The sequence below is a fragment of the Nocardiopsis coralliicola genome (genome assembly GCF_054779695.1).
In genome coordinates, this window is sequence record NZ_BAAGXT010000071.1 from 1 (window position 1) to 17,816 (window position 17,816).

Sequence of the window (17,816 nt, forward strand, 5' to 3'; positions counted from 1 at the left end):
CCGCCGGCGCCCGCCCCTCAGCAGCGGCCGGCCGCGCGCCTGCGCTGACCGCCTCCCGCCGGCGCGGTAGCCCGCTGCGCCGCGATCCGCGCCCACCGGTGCCCCCGAAGGCAAGCGGGGCCGCCCGCCTCCGGCCGGTGCGCCCACCAGAGCCGCAGCGCAGTGGGACGCGGCATCGGTCGACTCGGGCGGAACAGGCCGGCCGCCACCCGCGCCGGCGGGCGGACCGCCCCGCGGCGTCTCCCGGTCTGTCCCCAGGACGCCGGCGGGCCAGCGCCGAACGGCTGATCCGGGCGGCGCCTGCGGCCGAGCTGCGGCGCCGCCGTCCGGGTTCCGGCAGCTCGGCGCCGCAACGGGACGCTGCCGCCGGTCCGGTGGGCACGGCAGCACAGCGGGGCACCGACCCCTGCGGCGGCTCGGTGCCGGCGCCCGGCGGGGCGCCGGCCGAGGCGGCGTCAGGCTCCGTGCTTGCGCGGGCCGGACCAGGGGGCGAGCAGAGCGCCGGCGGCGGCCGCTGCGGCGACGGCCCACAGCGCTGTGCTGAGGGACGAAGCGTCGGCGAGGACGCCGATGAGGGGAGGGAAAGCGAGGAATCCGAGGCGGCCGAGCCAGCCGACGACGGTGACACCGTCGCCGCTGCGCACACCCGGAACGGCGCCCGCGGCAGCGAGCGTCAGCGGGAACATCGTCGCCACCCCCAGGCCGACCAGGGCGAAGCCCGCCACCGCTGCGGGCTGGGCCGGGATGGAGGCGGCCACGGCCACGCCGCACGCCGCAAGCAGCGCGCCGCCCCGCACCACCGCCACCGGGCCCAGCCGGTCAGTCAGGCGGTCGCCGGTCAGCCGCCCCACGGTCATCATCGCCTGGCACGCCACGAAGGGCATGCCCGCCCAGAAGGCTGTCGCGCCCAGTTCGGAGTGCATCAGGACCGCGCCCCACGACGCGGCGGAGTCCTCAACGGCCGAGGACGCCATCAGCAGGACGCTCAGCACGAGCAGCGGCCCCGCCGCGCGGCGCAGGCCGGCGGCGACGGCGCCGAACCGCGCCCGGACCCCGGCCTCGGCCGGCTCCTCGCCGGGGCCGGTGTCCTCGTTCGCGGGCAGCAGCCGGCGCGACGCCCACAGCGTCGCGGCGACGAGCACCACCGCGACCGCGCACAGGTGGGCGAACAGCGGCACTGCCGCGCCGGCCGTGGCCGACCCGGCCAGCCCGCCGCATACCGCCGCCACGCTCCACACGCCGTGGAACGCGTTGATGATGGTGCGGCCGTAGCGCCGCTGCACGTGCAGTCCGTGCGTGTTCATCGCGGCGTCCATCCAGGCGTCGGCGCAGCCCAGCGCGAACAGCGCCGCCGCCAGCGCCGCCCAGGACGGCGCCAGTGCGACGGTCGGCAGGACCGCAGCCATGACCAGTCCCGCCCCGACCGACGTCCGCCCGCTGCCCCACCGCGCGATCAGCGGGCCGGCGAGTATGCCGGTCAGCAGGGCGCCCATGGGGAGCGCCGCGATCGCGGCCCCCAGCGCGGTGTTGGACAGCCCCAGGTCCGCCTTGATGGTCGGCAGCCACGGCACGATGTTGGTGTAGGCGAAACCGTTGACGGCGAAGAGCGCCGTCACGGCGGTGCGTCCGCGCACGGCCGCCGGGTCCGCGGTCCGGCGGGCGGGCTGGCGGGGGACTGCCATGAGACCTCCGGGCTGTGGCGAGGGGGAGGGCGGTACGCGGCGCGGACCGTGATTCGGAGGCTACGCCGCGTGGAGGCCGGGGTTGCGCTCGGGGCGGGTCCCGCTCTACATATGATCTTCCGGCCTTCGACCGCCAGCCGGCGCGACCGGGCCCCGGGAACCCGCTCGCCCGGTGCCGATTCCCCCATCCACGACCGGAGCCCCTCGGATGATCAACCTGAGTGCGCTGCGTGACACTCCCGCCCTCGACGGTGACCGGGTCCGCCTCGAGCCCCTCGGGCCCGAGCACGCCGACGACGTCTACGCCGCCGGACACGACACCGAGATCCGCCGGCTGACCGGGACGCATCGCGTCCGCGGCTACGACGAGGTGTGCGCGTGGTGTGCGGAGCGCCCGGACGCCGCGGACCGCATCGACATGGCGATCCTCGCCCGGCCGGAAGGCCGCTTCGTCGGCGAGCTGGCGCTCACCGACATCGATCCCGACAACGAGTCCGCCTCCTACCGGATCGCGCTCTCGGCGCTGCAGTTCACCGGCCGCGGCATCGGCAAGGAGGCCACCCGGCTGGTGCTGCGCTACGCCTTCACCGCGATCGGACTGCACCGGGTGCGCCTGGAGGTGTTCACCTTCAACATGCGCGCCATCGCCGTCTACCGCTCCTGCGGATTCACCGTTGAAGGCCGCCTCCGCAATGCGCTGCTCTGGGACGGCCGCCGCCACGACGCCCTCATCATGGGCGTCCTCGCCCCTGACTTCCGCCCCGGCGGCGGCCCGCCGTCCGCCCCCTGAGCGCACGTGCTCGCACCGCCGGCCGCCTCCGGGGCCCGGCGGCGGCCGGGGCGGGGAGAAGAGCGGCGGAAGGTTGCGGAGCCGGGCGAACGGGGTATCCCGTCTGCACTGCGCCCCCGGCCCGGTTCCGGGGCGGCGGCGCGGACCAGGGACCGCCCAGCGGAGGGGGGTGCCATGAGCCCGGTACCCGTATCGCTGCCGTTCGCCGATCGCGCCGCGGCCGGCCGCGCCCTTGCGGCGCGGGTCCGCGACGGCGCCGGCGACCTCGTCGACCCCGTCGTCCTCGCACTGCCGCGCGGCGGAGTGCCGGTCGCCGCGGAGCTCGCCGCCGACCTGGGTGCGCCGCTCGACGTCCTGCTGGTGCGCAAGATCGGCCTGCCGTCCAGCCCGGAACTGGGCGTGGGGGCGCTCGCGGAAGACGGCACCGTGGCCTACGACCATGCCGCACTGGCGCGGCTCGGTATCGGCGCCGGCACCCTCAGCGGCGTCGTCGAAACCGAGCGCGGTGAGCTTGAGCGGCGGCTGCAGGCCTACCGCGGCGACCGGCCCGGGCCCGTGCTCACCGGCCGCGACGTCATCGTCGTCGACGACGGCGTCGCCACCGGCGGCACCGCCCGCGCCGCGCTGCGCGCGGTGCGCCGCAAGCACCCCGCCCGCACCGTCCTCGCCGTGCCGGTCGCGGCGCCGGACGCGCTCGAATCCCTGCGGGACGAGGCCGACGAGATCGCCGCCCTCAGCGTCCCGGTCAACTTCCACTCGGTCGGCGAGTGGTACCGCGACTTCGGCCAGCTCGACGACGCCGCGGTGCGCGCCGCGCTGGAGCGCGGCGGCCCCCGTGCCCGCTCGGTCCGCCTCGGTGCCGCCCGCGAGCGGATCGACGCCGCCGGCACCGTGCCCGGCGACGCCGGCACCACGGCCGTCGTCGCCGCCCGCCGCCGGGCGACCGGTGCCCGCCTCGGCGAGGTCGCCGCTGCGGTCGCCGCCAGCGGCCCGGCCGTCCTGGCGCTCGACCCGGTGACCGGCTCCGACGACGATCCCGGCGGGCCCGACGCCCCCTACGCCCGCCCCGCCGACACCGGCGGCCGCATCCTGCAGGGGCTGCGCTGGCTGCGCGACGCGGTCGAGGCAGCGCAGGGGCCGGTGGCGCTGTACGGTGCCGGCGAGGCGGCGCCGGGCGCGCTCGCCGCGGCGGCCGAAGCCGATCCCGGCGTGAGCGCGGTGGTGGTCCTCGGCGGCCGGATCGACCTCGCCGAGCCCTATCTGCACCGGGTCACCGCCCCGGTTCTGGTCCTCGTACCCGGGGACGACTCGTTCGTCCGCGAGCTCGCCGAGTGGACGGCCTCCCGGCTCGGCGGCCCGGCCGAGATCCGCACGGTCTCCGGCGCCGAGCAGCTGCTGCCCGGCGGGGATGAGAGCCGTGCTGCGGGCGAGGCCGCTGCCGAGTGGTTCCGCACCCGGGGCGGCATCGGCAGCCCCTGACCGGCGGGTGCGCACCGCCGCGGACGGTCCAGGCGGCAGCGCGACGGATACCGGTGGGCTCCGAGTCCCGCGGTACTGCTGCCGGTGCCCCTCTGCGGCGCTGCGCCGGCCGCGAGGCGGTTGCGCGGCGTTCCTCACCGGTGCGCGGCGGCATCCTCCGGCACCGGAGGGGCACGGTGCTGCCGGCTGCGGCGTCGCACCACCGCGGCCTGCCCCGTCCTGGTCACCGCAGATCCCGGACTGCGCCACCCGCAAGCCCGGGGCGGCGGACGGGCGGGGCCGGCCGCGGCGCAGGTCCGCAATCCGGTGCCCGGTCCGCTGCGCCGGCTCCCCGGCAGGCAGGGCCCCGCGTTCCGCGCAGCAGCGCGGGGCGGCGCTCGCGCCGCTGCCGGGTGGCGCGGTGCGCCACCCGGCAGCGGCAGCGGCAGTGGTGCGCACAGTGCCGCGGTAGGCATTCCAGGCCGGATCCGGCCATCGCGCCGGCCGCGGGACCTGCCGCGGTCCGTCGCGGAGTAAAGCCGCCGTAAAAGGCGGCAACGGTGGCAATTCCGGGAAAGCAGAAGGAACCGGAAACGCCGCCCGGCGGCCCGGAAACGGCGGTGGCCGTGCCGCGGAAAAGGCCCCGGAACAACCCGAGGCGCCCTCGACGGGGATCCGTCGGGGCGCCTCGGGTTATGCCGGTCGTTCCATTGTGGTGGCCGGTGCAGCCAAGGGGCCGCGGAAATGCGGCGCCGCCTTGGGGGAGGGGGGCGGGAAGGTCGGTGCGGCTGCGGCCGGGGCGATCAGGCCGCGGCGTTCGCGCGGCGCATTCGGCGCCGGCGCTCGGACGCGCGCTCGTCCTCGTTCAGCCCGCCCCAGGTGCCGTACTTCTCCGGGCGGGAAATTGCGTAGTCGAGGCATTCGGTGCGCACGGGGCACGCCGAACAGATCTCTTTGGCCTTGCGCTCGCGGATCTCCCGCTCGGGCTGGCGCTCGCCGTCCGGGCCGAAGAACAGCACGAGGTCCTCGCCCCGGCAGCCGGCGGCATCCTGCCACCCCCAGCTCGGGCGGGGGCGCAGCGCGGCCTGCCGACGTACCTGAGACATGGTTGAACCACCTCTGTCGAATCGCTAGTAAGCTGAACGGAGCAGCTTGGGTCAGACGAAAGTTACGATCATGGTCATGCGGCGCGAGCCCGTCCCGCATGCCTGAAACGACATGCACCGACTCGGTGTTCCCTGTGTGGTGGAGACCACGGGCAGCGCAGTCCGCCGAGTGGCGGGCGCTCACGCGAATGCGGTCGGGGAGGGCGGTGCGCTCCCTGCGAACCGGTACGCAATCATGCCATCCCCGTTCCGGCTCGCGCACGGGGGCCGGGGAAATTCATCGCGCAACCGTGATCCGAACGGTGCGGTCCGCGGGACCGCGCGTCCGTCCCACACGGGATCGGGAGCAGCGTCCGGCCCAGCGGGCCGAACCTTGACCATCGTATGGGGGATTCCGGTCTCTGCCTAGAGGCCTCCCCTGATGTCCGTGTCACATTCCGGTCGCGGTGGGTTTGCGCGCAAGCCTTGGGGCGCAAGGGATCCCGGCGCCCCGCAGTGCCGCGCGGAACGGTCCGCACCCGGGCTCGGCGCGGCTCGGGGGAGGGGCGGCCGACCCGTTGCGGCGGGGGCCGTTCCGACGTGCGGATACCCCGGCCGGTCCGCACGGCGGAGCCGTTCCGCGGGCGCCGCCGGCCCGTGCGCGGACCCGCACACGGGTCTGCGGCGGGAGCTTCCCGCTGGGAGCGCGGAGTCGACCGTCCGTGATCCGGAAGGGCCTTCGGAGGGGCTCAAGGACGTCCAGAACCCCGGTCGGCAGGGCGGGGAGGCCGGCCGCGCGCACCCGGCGCGCCACCCGTGCGCCGCGGGGGCCGGGCTTTCCGGGCGGACAGCCGCCCCGCGGACGCCGTTACCCGCCCTAGGCCTCGACGGAGGTCCCGGGCTCCAGCCGCGTGTAGGCGGTGTCCGGCGCGAGGCTGGCGAGCTGGCGGCCGAGCAGCCCGGTGCCGGTCGCGTTCAGCAGGCCGTCGTGGACCGCATAGGCGGTGGGCGCACCGACGCCCCGCACGAAGTCGACGACCTCGGAGAACTTCGACCACGGCGCGTGCAGCGGAACCAGCAGCACTCCGACCGGGTCCGCCGGCACCGTCAGCGCGTCGCCGGGATGGAACACCGAGCCCCCGGGCGCCTGCACATGGAACCCGATGTTGGTGACAACCGGGATATCGGGGTGGATGACCGCGTGCCGCTCGCCGTGGACGTGCACGTCCAGGCCCGCCATCGACGCGGTGTCTCCGTCGCTGAGGACGTGCACCGCAACCCCGCGGTCGCGCAGCGGCTGCAGCTGCTCGGCGATCCCGGCGTGGGTGAACAGCTCCAGGTCCGGGTTGGCGTCGGCTGCCGCGTGCAGCCGGTCCAGGTCGAAGTGGTCGGCGTGCTCGTGGGTGACGGCCACGGCGTCGGCGCCGACCGCTGCGTCGCCCTCACTCCAGCCGCCGGGGTCGATCACCAGCGTGCCGCCCGCGTGCTCCAACCGCACGCAGGCGTGTCCGTGTTTGGTCAGGCGCATGGCAGCCCCCTCGCGTGCCGCAGTCCGACAGGGTCCGGCGGGACCGGTGCCCTCCAGCAGCCCCGTGACCGGCACCGGCTGCCCGCCGCGGCGGCCGCACCGCGGTGCCGGCAGAGCGGTGCCGCCGGGGCCGACCCTATCGCGCGGCCTGCGCGCCCCTAGGGGACACCGCCGCGGGCACCGGGCCGAATCAGGGGTGCGGCGCGGAACGTGCACGGCCATGCCGACGTCGTACAGGATCGGGAGGGGCAGTGGCGCAGTACAGGGCGCAGCACGCCGCGCCGCCCTCCGGGCCCGCGGCGGCTCCGCCCTGCACGGCCGACAGCACAGCGACACGGTGCGCACCCGCAGGGTGCGCCCGACCGGTCGGGTACAGCGCCCACCGGAACAAGGAGAAGGGGACCATGGCACTGCTCCGGTTCGTGCTCAACGTGATCTGGCTCGTCGTAGCCGGGCTCTGGCTCGCGATCGGCTACGCCCTGGCGGGTCTGATCTGCTGCATCCTGATCGTCACCATCCCGTTCGGGGTGGCGTCGTTCCGGATGGCGGGCTACGCGCTCTGGCCGTTCGGCCGCACCATCGCCAAGCGGCCCGGCGCCGGCGCGCCCAGCACGCTCGGCAACATCATCTGGCTCATCGTCGCCGGCTGGTGGCTCACCATCGGCCACATCACGACCGCGGTCGGCCTGGCCGTGACCATCATCGGCATCCCCATGGCATGGGCGTCGCTGAAGATGATCCCGGTGGCGCTGGCGCCGTTCGGCAACGAGGTCGTGGACAGCGACCGCGCCAAGGAGCCCTGGAAGTTCTAGCAGCCGCGGCCGGCCGGCGTGCACCGCCGGCCGCGCCGCCCGCCCCGGCGCCGCCGGGCGCGCAGCACCGAGCACACGGGGCGGCACCCCCGGCCCTTGTTGAATGCGGAACACAGCGTGCACGATCCCGAGGAGCCGGCTGCCGCAAGCCCCAGCGGAAGCGGCCCGAGCAGCCGACGAGAGCAACGACAAGGCGGTGGACGGATGACCCGGCCGGACGTGTGGTCCTTCCTGAAGCGGCGGCGCAAGCGCCGCGCGGAGCGGGACGAGCCGGCAGCGCCCGCACCGGAGCCCGCCGCCGAAGTGGAGGACGACGACCTCTTCCGCCGGGTCAGCGACGTCGCCTGGCGCACGCTGGTCATCGGCGTCGTCGTCGCGCTGCTGCTCTGGGGCCTGGCCTACATCAGCGTCATCAGCATCCCGGTGATCCTCGCCGTCTTCCTCACCGCCCTGCTCATGCCCGCCACCGCCCGACTCCGCCGGATGGGCCTGGGCCGCGGCTCCTCGACCGCGATCACCAGTGTCGGGGCCCTCCTCGTCTTCGGCGGCGTCGTCACCCTCGTCGTGCAGCCGGCGCTGACCGGCTTCGGCGGCCTCGTCGACAGCGTCGGCCAGGCCATCGACAGCCTCTCCGCGATCGCCACCTCGCTCGGCCTGCAGCCCGCGCTCGTCGAGCAGATCGTCGGCGCCGCCGACGCCGAGCTGAGCACGCTGCTCGCGGAGAACCGCGACCAGCTGATGACCGGGGTGTGGACCGCCGGCACCGCCGTCCTCGAAGCGCTGCTCGGCATCATCCTGGTGCTCGTCCTCACCGTGTACTTCCTGCACTCCGGCGACCGCCTCGTCGAGTGGCTCAGCGGCCTGTTCCCGCCGGCCTCGCGGCACCCGATGCGCGCCGCCGGGGAGCTCGCCTACGGGGTGATGGGCCGCTACGTGCGCGGCGTCGCCACGGTCGGGTTCATCGACGCCATCGGCATCGGCCTGGCCCTGTTCTTCCTCATCGAACCCAACCTCGCGATCCCGCTGATCGTGCTGACCTTCATCGGCGCGTTCCTGCCGATCGTCGGCGCCTTCGTCTCCGGCCTCCTCGCGACGCTGGTGGCGTTCGTCAGCGAGGGGCCGCTCGTCGCGCTCCTCGTCCTCGGCGCGGTCCTGGTGGTGCAGCAGCTGGAGAGCCACATCTTCGCTCCGCGCGTCTACGGCCGCGCCCTCGACCTGCCCGCGGCGGTCGTCCTCATCGCGATCAGCGCCGGCGGCATCATCGGCGGCATCGCCGGGATGTTCCTCGCCACCCCGGTGGCCGCGGTGCTGTCGGCGCTCCTGCGCGACCGGCCGTTCTCACGCGACGGCCGGGCCGAGGTGGAGGGCGCCTCGGCTGCGCCCTCGGTGAGCGGAGCAACCGCCGCACCGGCCCCCGGCCCCGGGGAAGGGAACGGTGCCGCGGCGCGTTCAGGCCAGCAGGAGCGCGCGCAGGGCGCGCGCCCGTAGCGCCGCGCACCGCGGGGGCGTCGGCTACGCTGGGCGGGTGCGCCGTCCCGCCGCTCCCGCGCGCCCCTGAACGGCACCCAACCCACCGCAGAAAGCCTTCCTCCATGCTGATCGCCACTGACCTCGAGATGAGAGTCGGCCCCCGTCTCCTGCTCGAACCCACCTCCTTCCGCGTCGCCGCGGGGGACCGGGTCGGGCTGGTCGGGCGCAACGGCGCCGGCAAGACCACGCTCACCAAGGCGCTGGCCGGGGAGGGCCTGCCGTCCGCGGGCACCGTGAGCAGCACCGGAAGCGTCGGCTACCTGCCGCAGGACCCGCGCGCCACCGACCCCGAAGAGCTCGCCCGCGACCGGATCCTGTCCGCCCGCGGCATCGCCGAGCTGCTGCGCCGCATGCGCCGCGCCGAAGAGAAGATGGGCAGCGACGTCCCGAAGACGCGCGACCAGGGCGTGCGCGCCTACGCGCGGGCAGAGGAGGAGCTGCACATCATGGGCGGCTACTCCGCCGAGTCGGAGGCCGCCGCCATCGCCAGCAGCCTCGGCCTGCCCGACCGGGTGCTGGCCCAGCCGCTGGGCACGCTCTCCGGCGGCCAGCGGCGCCGCATCGAGCTGGCCCGCATCCTCTTCTCCGGCGCAGACACCCTGCTGCTGGACGAGCCCACCAACCACCTCGACGGCGACTCGGTGGCCTGGCTGCGCGACTTCCTCAAGAACCACCAGGGCGGGCTGATCGTGATCAGCCACGACGTGGAGCTCGTCGAGGACGTCGTCAACAAGGTGTTCCACCTCGACGCCAACCGGTGCACCATCGACATCTACAACATGGGCTGGCGCGCCTACCAGGAGCAGCGCGAGTCCGACGAGCGGCGGCGCCGCCGCGAGCAGGCCAATGCGGAGAAGCAGGCCGACGCGCTGCAGAAGCAGGCCGACAAGTTCCGCTACAAGGCCACCAAGGCGCGCGCCGCCCAGCAGATGATGAACCGCGCCGACCGCATCCGCGAGTCGGTGCAGGGCGTGCGCGCCGCCGACAAGGTCGCCAAGCTGCGCTTCCCGGACCCGGCGCCCAGCGGCCGGACGCCGCTCAGCGCGGAGGCGCTGTCCAAGAGCTACGGCTCGCTGGAGATCTTCTCCTCGGTCGACCTCGCCGTGGACCGCGGCTCCCGGGTCGTCGTCCTCGGCCTCAACGGCGCCGGCAAGACCACGCTGCTGCGGCTGCTGGCCGGCGTCGAGGAGCCGGACACCGGGCGGGTCGTCCCCGGGCACGGCCTCAAGCTCGGCTACTACGCCCAGGAGCACGAGACCCTCGACGCCGACCGCTCGGTGCTGGAGAACATGGCTTCCGCGGCGCCCGACCTGCCCGAGGTCGAAGCGCGCAAGGTGCTCGGCTCCTTTCTGTTCACCGGCGACGACGTCGACAAGCCCGCGCGCGTCCTCTCCGGCGGCGAGAAGACCCGGCTCGCGCTGGCCAGCCTCGTCGTCTCCAGCGCCAACGTGCTGCTGCTCGACGAGCCCACGAACAACCTCGACCCGGCCAGCCGCGAGGAGATCCTCGGTGCGCTGCGCGCCTACAAGGGCGCGATCATCCTCGTCACCCACGACGAGGGCGCGGTCGACGCGCTCCAGCCGGAGCGGGTGATCCTGCTGCCGGACGGCGTCGAGGACCTGTGGAACCCGGAGTTCACCGACCTCATCGCCCTCGCCTGACGTCCGCGCCGGCCGACCGGACGGGGCAGCGGTCCCGCCCGCCCGGCGGTGCCGTTATCGGGCGTCCCCGCGCAGCGTGCCGACGTATCGGACCGTTTTTGGTGCTGTCCGCAACGCGGTCGACGGCGGATGTACGGCTGTTGCGCGCCGCTCCGGCGCGCCGGGGGGTGGCCAGCGCCGCATGCATGGCTGATCATGGCCTTCCGGTGCCGCCCAGGAGAGCCCAGGAGGACAAGCCGTGACCGAGACAGAGGCAGATTCGCTGAGGAAGGGGACCCGCGTGACCGGCAGCGAGCGCTCTGAGCTGGCCACCGAGCTCAAGCGCCGCTACGACGCGGGGGAGAGCATCCGCTCGCTGGCAGCGGCCACCGGCCGCTCCTACGGGTTCGTGCACCGCCTGCTCACCGAGTCGGGTGTGGTCCTGCGCGGCCGCGGCGGCGCCACCCGCCGCACCTGAACCGGGTGCATCATCCGGTGGTACTGAACCGGCCGCACTGAGCCGGAGCCGGCGCGCTTGAGCCCGCGCCGCAACCGCGCCGCCCCTCTGCGCCGCTGTGCGCCGGAGCGGCCGCCCTCGCGCTGCCTGCGAGCGAGCCCGCGATGTGCGCACGGTGCGCCCTGTGCTGTGCGCCCGATCCTGCTGCGTGACGCGATTGCGCAGCGCCTCCGATGGCGAGTCGTACTACTCGACTTGCTCGACGCGTCGCAGGGCGTCACGTTACTTGGCGCGCGTCTGGCCCCATTGCCTGCACTAGAGGGGGTCCGGCCGCTGTCCTACCGGTCGCGGCCAGCGAAGGAGAGCGGCCGGGCCGTCCGGACCGTCCGGACCGTCCGCGTCGAACTCGGCGCTGCGGCCGGCGGCGGGTGTCGGCAGGGCGCCTCCCCTTCTGCCGCGCTGTGCGTGATCGCGTGTGGCCGCTGTCCTGGTGCGCCCGCCGCGCCGTGCCGCCCGCCCCGGCGCCCTCTCCCGGGCCCAGCCCCACTACGGTGGTGCACCGTCGGTGACTGCCGACCGGCCGGGTGGAACGACCGCCGGCCGCGAACGGAGGTGGGCGGACATGGCAGAGGAGCTCCTCAGCGCGGGCGAGCAGGGGGCCGCGGGCCTGAAGATCCGCCAGGACGGCGAGGTCCTGCACATCGCTCTCAACCGCCCCGAACGCCGCAACGCGATGACCGGGCGCACCTGGACGACCCTGGCCCATGTCGGCCAGCACCTGCCGGACGCCGTCCGAATTGTCGTCATCACGGGGGAAGGTCCGTCCTTCTCCTCGGGGATCGACCTCGCCATGTTCTCGTCCGAGGGCGTGCCGGGCGAGGAGTCGCTGATGGCGAACGTCGGCCCCGGTGCCGACCAGCGCGCCGCGCTCGACGCCGGCATCGCGGCCTACCAAGAGGGCTTCACCTGGCTGCGGCGGAACGACATCGTGTCGATCGCCGCGGTCCGCGGCCACGCGATCGGTGCCGGCTTCCAGCTGGCGCTCTCCTGCGACCTGCGGGTACTGGCCGATGACGCGGTCCTGTGCATGAAGGAGCCCGCACTCGGCCTGGTCCCCGATCTGACCGGAACCAAGCCCCTCGTCGACATCGTCGGCGTGCCGCGCGCCCTGGAGCTCTGCCTGACCGCACGCACCGTCGCCGCAGACGAGGCCGGCCGGCTCGGCCTCGCCGAGCTGGTCGTGCCCGGCGCCGAACTGGACACCGCCGTCGGCGACCTGACCGCCGCCCTGCTGGCCGTCGACCGCGACGCCGCACAGGCCACCAAGGACCTCCTCACCGCCGCCCCCGCCCGCACCCTCGACGAGCAGCGCGCCGCCGAGCGCGCCGCCCAGTCCGACCGCCTCAACGCCATCGCCCAGTCCGGCTGAGCGGCGCCGCGAAGCCGCCCCCGCCCCGATGTCCGGCCCGGGGCCGCCCGCCCCGCGTCCGCAGCCCGCCCGAGGGCCGCGATCAGCCGGCCGCCGCCGGCACGCCGGCTCCCCGCGTTCTCCCGCGGCCGGCGGCGCCCCCGCGGTGCCGCCCGCGTGTCGTCCCGCTGCGCGGGCGGGCGGGCCGGAGGATGGGCCCGGTGGCGGTGCCGGGGGCCGGGAGGGCGCATGGGCGGGTGGAACGACGCGGTTGTCGCGGCCAACGACGCGTTCTGGGGGTATCTGCTCATCCCCGTGCTCGTCGGGCTGTCCCTCTACTTCACCGTCCGCTCCGGTGCCGTGCAGGTACGGCTGCTGCCCGAGATGTTCCGGGTGCTCGGCGGGAACCCGCCGGCTGCGGCGGACGGGCGCAAGGCCATCTCCTCCTTTCAGGCGTTCGCCATCTCCGCGGCGTCGCGCGTGGGCACCGGCAACATCGTCGGCGTCGCCACCGCCATCGCGCTGGGCGGCCCCGGCGCAGTGTTCTGGATGTGGGTGATGGCGACCCTCGTCGGCTCCGCCGCGTTCGTCGAGGCCACGCTGGCGCAGGTCTACAAGGTGCGGGACAGCACCGGGTTCCGCGGCGGTCCCGCGTACTACATGACCCACGGCCTGAACGCGCGCTGGCTCGGCATGGTCTTCGCCGTCGTCATCACCGCGACCTTCGGGCTGGTCTTCAACTCGGTGCAGACCAACAGCATCGCCGACGCGATCGCCTCCTCGGCCGCCGCGTTCGGTGCGGACGCCGGACGCTGGCTGTACTGGGCGGTCGGCGCCGCGCTGGCCGCGCTGACCGCCGCGGTCATCTTCGGCGGGGTGCGGCGCATCGCCCACGTCGCCCAGGTGGCGGTGCCGTTCATGGCGCTGGCCTACCTGCTGCTCGGCATCGCCGTGGTGGCCCTCAACGCCGACCAGGTGCCGCGGGTGCTCGCCGACATCGTGCTGGGTGCGTTCGGCGTACGCGAGTTCGTCGCCGGCGGCCTCGGCGCCGCCCTGGTGCAGGGCATGCGCCGCGGCATGTTCTCCAACGAGGCCGGCCTGGGGTCGGCCCCCAACGCCGCAGCGACCGCAGCCGTCAGCCACCCGGCCAAGCAGGGGCTGGTGCAGACCCTCGGCGTCTACTTCGACACCCTGCTCATCTGCTCGATCACCGCGTTCATCGTCCTCGTCGGCTCGCCGGACTACGGCACCCGCGAAGGCGCGTCGCTCACCCAGGCGTCGCTGCAGGCGAACCTGGGCGACTGGTCGCTGCACGCGCTCACCGTGATCCTGTTCTTCCTGGCCTTCACCTCGGTGCTCGGCAACTACTACTACGGGGAGTCGAACCTGAGCTTCATGGGTGCCGGGCGCCGCGGCATCACGGTGTTCCGGTGGTGCGTGTGCGCGATGGTGCTGATCGGGGCGGTCGCCCCGCTGGAGCAGGTGTGGACGATGGCCGACGTCTTCCAGGGCGTGATGGCCTCGGTGAACCTGGCGGCCCTGGCGCCGCTGTCCGGCGTCGCCTTCCTGGTGCTGCGCGACTTCAGCGCTCAGCGGCGGGCCGGACGCGACCCGGTGTTCGTGCGCGAGCGGTTCCCCGGGGTGCGCGGAATCCAGGTCTGGGAGGAGGGCGGAGACCCCGTCGCCCCGGCGGCCGGCGCTCCCGGACCTGCAGATGAAAATGGTAACCGGTAGCATCGACCCGCCAGCCGCTCCGGGCCGCGGCACCCGCGTGCTGCGCCCGGTGGCGGGTGCAGAGCCGCGCCGCCCTGCACACGGTGGCGCCGGCGGCGCGGCTCGGCCGGTGCCGCCCCGGCGCCGCCCGCGTCCTCCCGAGCTCAGAACCACAGAGAGGCAGAGCCCCCGTGTCCGATCGCCTTGCGGACGGCCGCCGCCCGCAGGACCGCGCCGCGCTCGGCGGCTCCCTGCTGGACGACGGCCGCGATGAGCTGCCCCCGGACGACTGGGGGCGGCCGACCGGACCCCGGCGCACCGCGACGGTGTGGCTGTTCGCCCTCCTCATCGCCGGCATGGGCGTCGCCAACACGCTGCTGACCGGAGAATTCGGCTCCGAGGCGTTCCTCGCCTGGGCCACCGTGTTCACCGCGATCAGTCTGCAGGCGATGCCGTTCCTGGTGTTCGGCGTCGCGCTGTCCGCCGCGCTCACCGCGTTCGTCCCGGCGGGCTTCTACCGCCGGCTGTTCCCGCGCAATGCAGCCGCCGCCGTCCCCGTCGCCGGCGTCTCCGGGATGGTGCTGCCCGGCTGCGAATGCGCGTCGGTGCCGATCGCGGGCGGGCTGATGAAGCGGGGCGTCGCGCCCGCCGCGGCGCTCACCTTCCTGCTCGCGGCGCCGGCGATCAACCCGATCGTGCTCATCGCGACCGCCGTCGCCTTCCCCGGCCGCCCCGAGGTCTGGATCGCGCGGCTCGTCGCCTCGCTGGCGGCCGCGGTCGTCATCGGCTGGATCTGGGCGCGGTTCGGCCGCACCGACTGGATCCGGCCGCCGCGGGCCCACCACGACCCCGACGCGCCGCGCTGGGTGGTGTTCCGCGACTCCATGGTGCACGACCTCATGCACGCCGGCGGCTACCTGGTGCTCGGCGGCGCAGCGGCGGCGACGCTCAACATCGCCATCCCGCGCGAATGGCTGACCGGCCTCGCCGAACTCCCGGTCGTGTCGGTGCTGGCCACCGCGCTGCTCGCGATCCTGCTGTCCATCTGCTCCGAGGCCGACGCGTTCGTGGCGGCCAGCCTCAACCCGTTCTCCGGCACCGCGCTGCTGGCGTTCATGGTGGTCGGCCCCATGGTCGACCTCAAGCTGATCGCGCTGCAGGCCGGCACGTTCGGGTGGGGCTTCGTCAAGCGCTTCGTCCCGATTACCCTGGCCGTCACCCTGGCCTTCACCTTCCTGGTCGGAGGGATCCTGTTGTGAACCGCATTGCGCAAGGCATGGTGCTGGTGCTGCTGGGCGCGACGGCCCTCGGCGCGACCGTGTTCTCCGAGCTCTACCTGAACTACGTCCAGGGCGCCTTCCGCCCGTTCCTGATCGCCTCCGGCGCGGTGCTCATCGCCCTCGGCGCGATCGTCGTCGCCGCCGACGTCCGCGGCGCCTCGCACGGCGCGGACCGCCCCGGCGGGCACGGCAGCGACGGCCACGGCCACGACCGCGCGCCCCGCATCGCCTGGCTGCTGGTGCTGCCCGCGCTTGCGGTGTTCGTCGTCGCGCCCCCCGCGCTCGGCGCCTACACCGCGAACGCGGCCGCGCCCGGAGAGGGCCCCGATCCCGACCGGGTGGACCTCAGCCGCTACGACGAGGACCCGTTCACCGAAGCCGGCGACGGGCCGGTCGAGCTCGAGCTGCAGGAGTTCGTCTCGCTCGCCTGGACCGACGAGGACCGCCGGCTCTCCGGGCGCACCGTCGAGCTGACCGGCTTCGCCGTCGACCACCCCGACGGGGACGGCTGGTACCTGGCCCGCCTGCAGATGGCGTGCTGCGCCGCCGACGCCGTCGTCAACCGCGTCCTGATCACCGATGAGCCCGCCCCGGACGAGGACAGCTGGTGGACGGTGCGCGCAGTGTGGGACGAGCCGGAGGGCGACCTGCAGGACGTGCGGGACCACCGCGTCGAGGTGGACGACATCGCTCCGGTCGACGATCCGCCGGACCCCTATGAGTAGTCACGAGTAGGGCGGCTGCGCCCCCAGGGCGTCGGACACGTGCGCCGCCGCAGCCGCGACCAGCGGACCCAGGTCGCGGACCCGCGCCGCGGGAAGCCGGCTGGCCAGCGAGGACACGCTGATCGCCGCCACCGGGTCCCGGTTGTGGTCGAATACCGGCGCCGCGACGCACCGCACCTCCGGCTCGTTCTCCCGGTCGTCGATGGCATAGCCGCGCTCGCGGGTGCGGCGCAGTTCGGCGACGAAGGCGTCCGGATCGGTGACGGTGCGCGCCGTCGCCGGCTCCAGCCCGGCCGCCACTACGTCCTGCACCAGGTCGGGCGGGCTGAACGCGAGGATCGCCTTGCCCACCGCCGTCCGGTAGGCGGGCCGGCGGGACCCGATCCGGGACGCCATCCGCACCGTGGTGGTGTTCTCCACCTTGTCGGCGTAGACGACGTCGTGGCCGTCCAGCAGCACCAGGTGGCAGGTGTGCCCGGTGGTCCGCATCAGCGCGCGCAGGTGGTCGGCGGCCACCGAGCGCAGGTCCATCTGGTCGAGGTAGGACTGCCAGAGGGCGAGCGCGGCCGGCCCCAGCCGGAACCGGCCGGACCGCCGGTCGCGGGTGAGCAGCCCCGACTCCAGCAGCGGCGCGGACAGCCGCAGGACCGTGCTCTTGGAGACGCCCACCTGCGCCGACAACCCGGTCAGTGTTGAACCGCCGGCTTCGGCCGGGCGGTCGCGCACCGCCTCCAGGATGGCCAGCGCCCGGCGCACCGACACGGACGCGTTGCGCCGCTGCGGGGCGTCCTGCGCCGGGACCGGTCCCTGCCGCTGCCCCTGCTCGGGGCTCTCCGCTGAGCTGTGCGCAGTCATCCCTTCACGGCCCCTCCCAGTCCCGACGCCAGCCGGCGCTGCACGAACAGGAAGAACACCAGCACGGGCAGTGTCATGAGCACCGACCCGGCCATGATGCCGCCCCAGTCGTTCTCGTCGGGTTTGAAGAACGACAGCAGCGCGATCGGCAGCGTCTGGTTCTCCGTCGCCGAGATGATGAAGGTCTTGGCGAACAGGAAGTCGTTCCAGGTCATGATGAACGAGAAGATGCTGCACGCGACGATGCCCGGCGCGGTGAGCGGGAACAGCACCCGGGTCACGAACGCGAAGCTGCCCGCGCCGTCCAGCCAGGCGGCCTCTTCCAGCTCGCGGGGGACCGCGGCGACGAAGCCGCGCAGCATCCACACCGCCAGCGGCACCGCGAATGCCGTGTGCACCAGCATCAGCGAGCCGAGGTGGTTGAGGCCCAGCTGCGGTACCGCCTCGCCCATGCCGCGCATCAGGAAGAACAGCGGGATGGTCAGCGCCTCCACCGGCACCATCTGCGCGACCAGCACCATCACCAGCAGCGTCGCCCGAAGCCGGAACCGGTAGCGGGTGAGCGCCACGGCGGCGAGGAACGCGCACAGCGTGGAGGCCACCACCACGACCGCGGCCACCAGGACGCTGTTCAGCAGGTACTGGCCGAACCCGTCGACCAGCAGCACCCTGCGGAACGCCTCCAGGGTCGGCTCCGCGGTGTAGGGGAGCGGGTCGCCCGCTTCCAGGGCGGCGCGCGGTTTCAGCGCCGACAGCACCATCCAGTACAGCGGGAACGCGACCGCCAGGGCGACCGCCAGGCCGCCCTTGTCGGTGCGGAGCCGGCGCAGCTCGCCGCGGCGGGCGCCCGCAG

15 protein-coding genes are annotated in these 17,816 nt (G+C 74.5%); 10 read left to right on the forward strand and 5 right to left on the reverse strand.

Annotated elements, in window-relative coordinates:
* Positions 1-455 precede the first annotated feature (455 nt).
* A complete protein-coding gene (locus ACYVGT_RS27000) occupies positions 456-1,682 on the reverse strand; it encodes an MFS transporter (RefSeq protein ID WP_460863405.1) in 1,227 nt (408 codons plus the stop codon).
* A gap of 208 nt (positions 1,683-1,890) precedes the next feature.
* Here ACYVGT_RS27000 and ACYVGT_RS27005 point away from each other — a divergent pair, with 208 nt between their 5' ends.
* Together ACYVGT_RS27005 and ACYVGT_RS27010 are read left to right on the forward strand one after the other, a co-directional pair.
* Positions 1,891-2,472, forward strand: coding sequence for a GNAT family N-acetyltransferase (locus ACYVGT_RS27005; RefSeq protein ID WP_460863408.1), 582 nt, complete (start codon positions 1,891-1,893; stop codon positions 2,470-2,472).
* Between the two features lie 174 nt (positions 2,473-2,646).
* Positions 2,647-3,951, forward strand: a complete 1,305-nt coding sequence (locus ACYVGT_RS27010) for a phosphoribosyltransferase (protein WP_460863409.1) — start codon at positions 2,647-2,649, stop codon at positions 3,949-3,951.
* A 782-nt stretch (positions 3,952-4,733) separates the two neighbouring features.
* On the opposite strand, the gene ACYVGT_RS27015 is transcribed toward ACYVGT_RS27010, so the two are convergent.
* Positions 4,734-5,036 (reverse strand): WhiB family transcriptional regulator, encoded by a 303-nt coding sequence (locus tag ACYVGT_RS27015; protein ID WP_460863411.1) that lies wholly within the window; start codon positions 5,034-5,036, stop codon positions 4,734-4,736.
* 856 nt (positions 5,037-5,892) lie between these two features.
* Complete coding sequence (locus ACYVGT_RS27020; protein WP_460863413.1) at positions 5,893-6,543, reverse strand: MBL fold metallo-hydrolase; 651 nt, start codon at positions 6,541-6,543, stop codon at positions 5,893-5,895.
* 404 nt (positions 6,544-6,947) lie between these two features.
* Between ACYVGT_RS27020 and ACYVGT_RS27025 the strand changes: the two genes are divergently transcribed.
* The 8 genes from ACYVGT_RS27025 to ACYVGT_RS27060 all read left to right on the forward strand — a co-directional run bounded on the left by ACYVGT_RS27025 (position 6,948) and on the right by ACYVGT_RS27060 (position 16,108).
* On the forward strand, positions 6,948-7,355 hold the full coding sequence (locus ACYVGT_RS27025) for a YccF domain-containing protein (protein WP_460863415.1): 408 nt from the start codon (positions 6,948-6,950) through the stop codon (positions 7,353-7,355).
* A 204-nt stretch (positions 7,356-7,559) separates the two neighbouring features.
* Positions 7,560-8,843, forward strand: a complete 1,284-nt coding sequence (locus ACYVGT_RS27030; RefSeq protein WP_460863417.1) for an AI-2E family transporter — start codon at positions 7,560-7,562, stop codon at positions 8,841-8,843.
* 104 nt (positions 8,844-8,947) lie between these two features.
* Positions 8,948-10,546 carry an ABC-F family ATP-binding cassette domain-containing protein gene (locus tag ACYVGT_RS27035; protein ID WP_460863420.1) on the forward strand — a complete coding sequence of 533 codons (1,599 nt, stop codon included), beginning with the start codon at positions 8,948-8,950 and terminating at the stop codon, positions 10,544-10,546.
* A gap of 238 nt (positions 10,547-10,784) precedes the next feature.
* Positions 10,785-11,003 carry a helix-turn-helix domain-containing protein gene (locus tag ACYVGT_RS27040; RefSeq protein ID WP_460863422.1) on the forward strand — a complete coding sequence of 73 codons (219 nt, stop codon included), beginning with the start codon at positions 10,785-10,787 and terminating at the stop codon, positions 11,001-11,003.
* Between the two features lie 601 nt (positions 11,004-11,604).
* Positions 11,605-12,411, forward strand: coding sequence for an enoyl-CoA hydratase/isomerase family protein (locus ACYVGT_RS27045; protein WP_460863424.1), 807 nt, complete (start codon positions 11,605-11,607; stop codon positions 12,409-12,411).
* Positions 12,412-12,639: 228 nt separating this feature from the next.
* Positions 12,640-14,124 (forward strand): alanine/glycine:cation symporter family protein, encoded by a 1,485-nt coding sequence (locus ACYVGT_RS27050; RefSeq protein WP_460863427.1) that lies wholly within the window; start codon positions 12,640-12,642, stop codon positions 14,122-14,124.
* Between the two features lie 170 nt (positions 14,125-14,294).
* Entirely contained in the window at positions 14,295-15,362 is a 1,068-nt protein-coding gene (locus ACYVGT_RS27055; RefSeq protein ID WP_460863429.1) for a permease, read from the forward strand.
* Positions 15,359-16,108: a TIGR03943 family putative permease subunit gene (locus ACYVGT_RS27060; RefSeq protein ID WP_460863431.1), complete on the forward strand. Its 750-nt coding sequence runs from the start codon at positions 15,359-15,361 to the stop codon at positions 16,106-16,108. Before ACYVGT_RS27055 ends, ACYVGT_RS27060 begins: the two co-directional genes overlap by 4 nt.
* On the opposite strand, the gene ACYVGT_RS27065 is transcribed toward ACYVGT_RS27060, so the two are convergent.
* Together ACYVGT_RS27065 and ACYVGT_RS27070 are read right to left on the reverse strand one after the other, a co-directional pair.
* Entirely contained in the window at positions 16,109-16,963 is an 855-nt protein-coding gene (locus ACYVGT_RS27065; RefSeq protein ID WP_460863433.1) for an IclR family transcriptional regulator, read from the reverse strand. It lies immediately after the preceding gene.
* Positions 16,960-17,793 carry a carbohydrate ABC transporter permease gene (locus ACYVGT_RS27070; RefSeq protein WP_460863435.1) on the reverse strand — a complete coding sequence of 278 codons (834 nt, stop codon included), beginning with the start codon at positions 17,791-17,793 and terminating at the stop codon, positions 16,960-16,962. The genes ACYVGT_RS27065 and ACYVGT_RS27070 overlap by 4 nt, the downstream gene beginning before the upstream one ends.
* Positions 17,794-17,816: the final 23 nt, after the last annotated feature.

Bases quoted from the DNA above. Each gene is read 5' to 3' on its own strand.
- ACYVGT_RS27000 (WP_460863405.1), bottom strand. From the start codon at position 1,682: ATGGCAGTCCCCCGCCAGCCCGCCCGCCGGACCGCGGACCCGGCGGCC.
- ACYVGT_RS27005 (WP_460863408.1), top strand. From the start codon at position 1,891: ATGATCAACCTGAGTGCGCTGCGTGACACTCCCGCCCTCGACGGTGAC.
- ACYVGT_RS27010 (WP_460863409.1), top strand. From the start codon at position 2,647: ATGAGCCCGGTACCCGTATCGCTGCCGTTCGCCGATCGCGCCGCGGCC.
- ACYVGT_RS27015 (WP_460863411.1), bottom strand. From the start codon at position 5,036: ATGTCTCAGGTACGTCGGCAGGCCGCGCTGCGCCCCCGCCCGAGCTGG.
- ACYVGT_RS27020 (WP_460863413.1), bottom strand. From the start codon at position 6,543: ATGCGCCTGACCAAACACGGACACGCCTGCGTGCGGTTGGAGCACGCG.
- ACYVGT_RS27025 (WP_460863415.1), top strand. From the start codon at position 6,948: ATGGCACTGCTCCGGTTCGTGCTCAACGTGATCTGGCTCGTCGTAGCC.
- ACYVGT_RS27030 (WP_460863417.1), top strand. From the start codon at position 7,560: ATGACCCGGCCGGACGTGTGGTCCTTCCTGAAGCGGCGGCGCAAGCGC.
- ACYVGT_RS27035 (WP_460863420.1), top strand. From the start codon at position 8,948: ATGCTGATCGCCACTGACCTCGAGATGAGAGTCGGCCCCCGTCTCCTG.
- ACYVGT_RS27045 (WP_460863424.1), top strand. From the start codon at position 11,605: ATGGCAGAGGAGCTCCTCAGCGCGGGCGAGCAGGGGGCCGCGGGCCTG.
- ACYVGT_RS27050 (WP_460863427.1), top strand. From the start codon at position 12,640: ATGGGCGGGTGGAACGACGCGGTTGTCGCGGCCAACGACGCGTTCTGG.
- ACYVGT_RS27065 (WP_460863433.1), bottom strand. From the start codon at position 16,963: ATGACTGCGCACAGCTCAGCGGAGAGCCCCGAGCAGGGGCAGCGGCAG.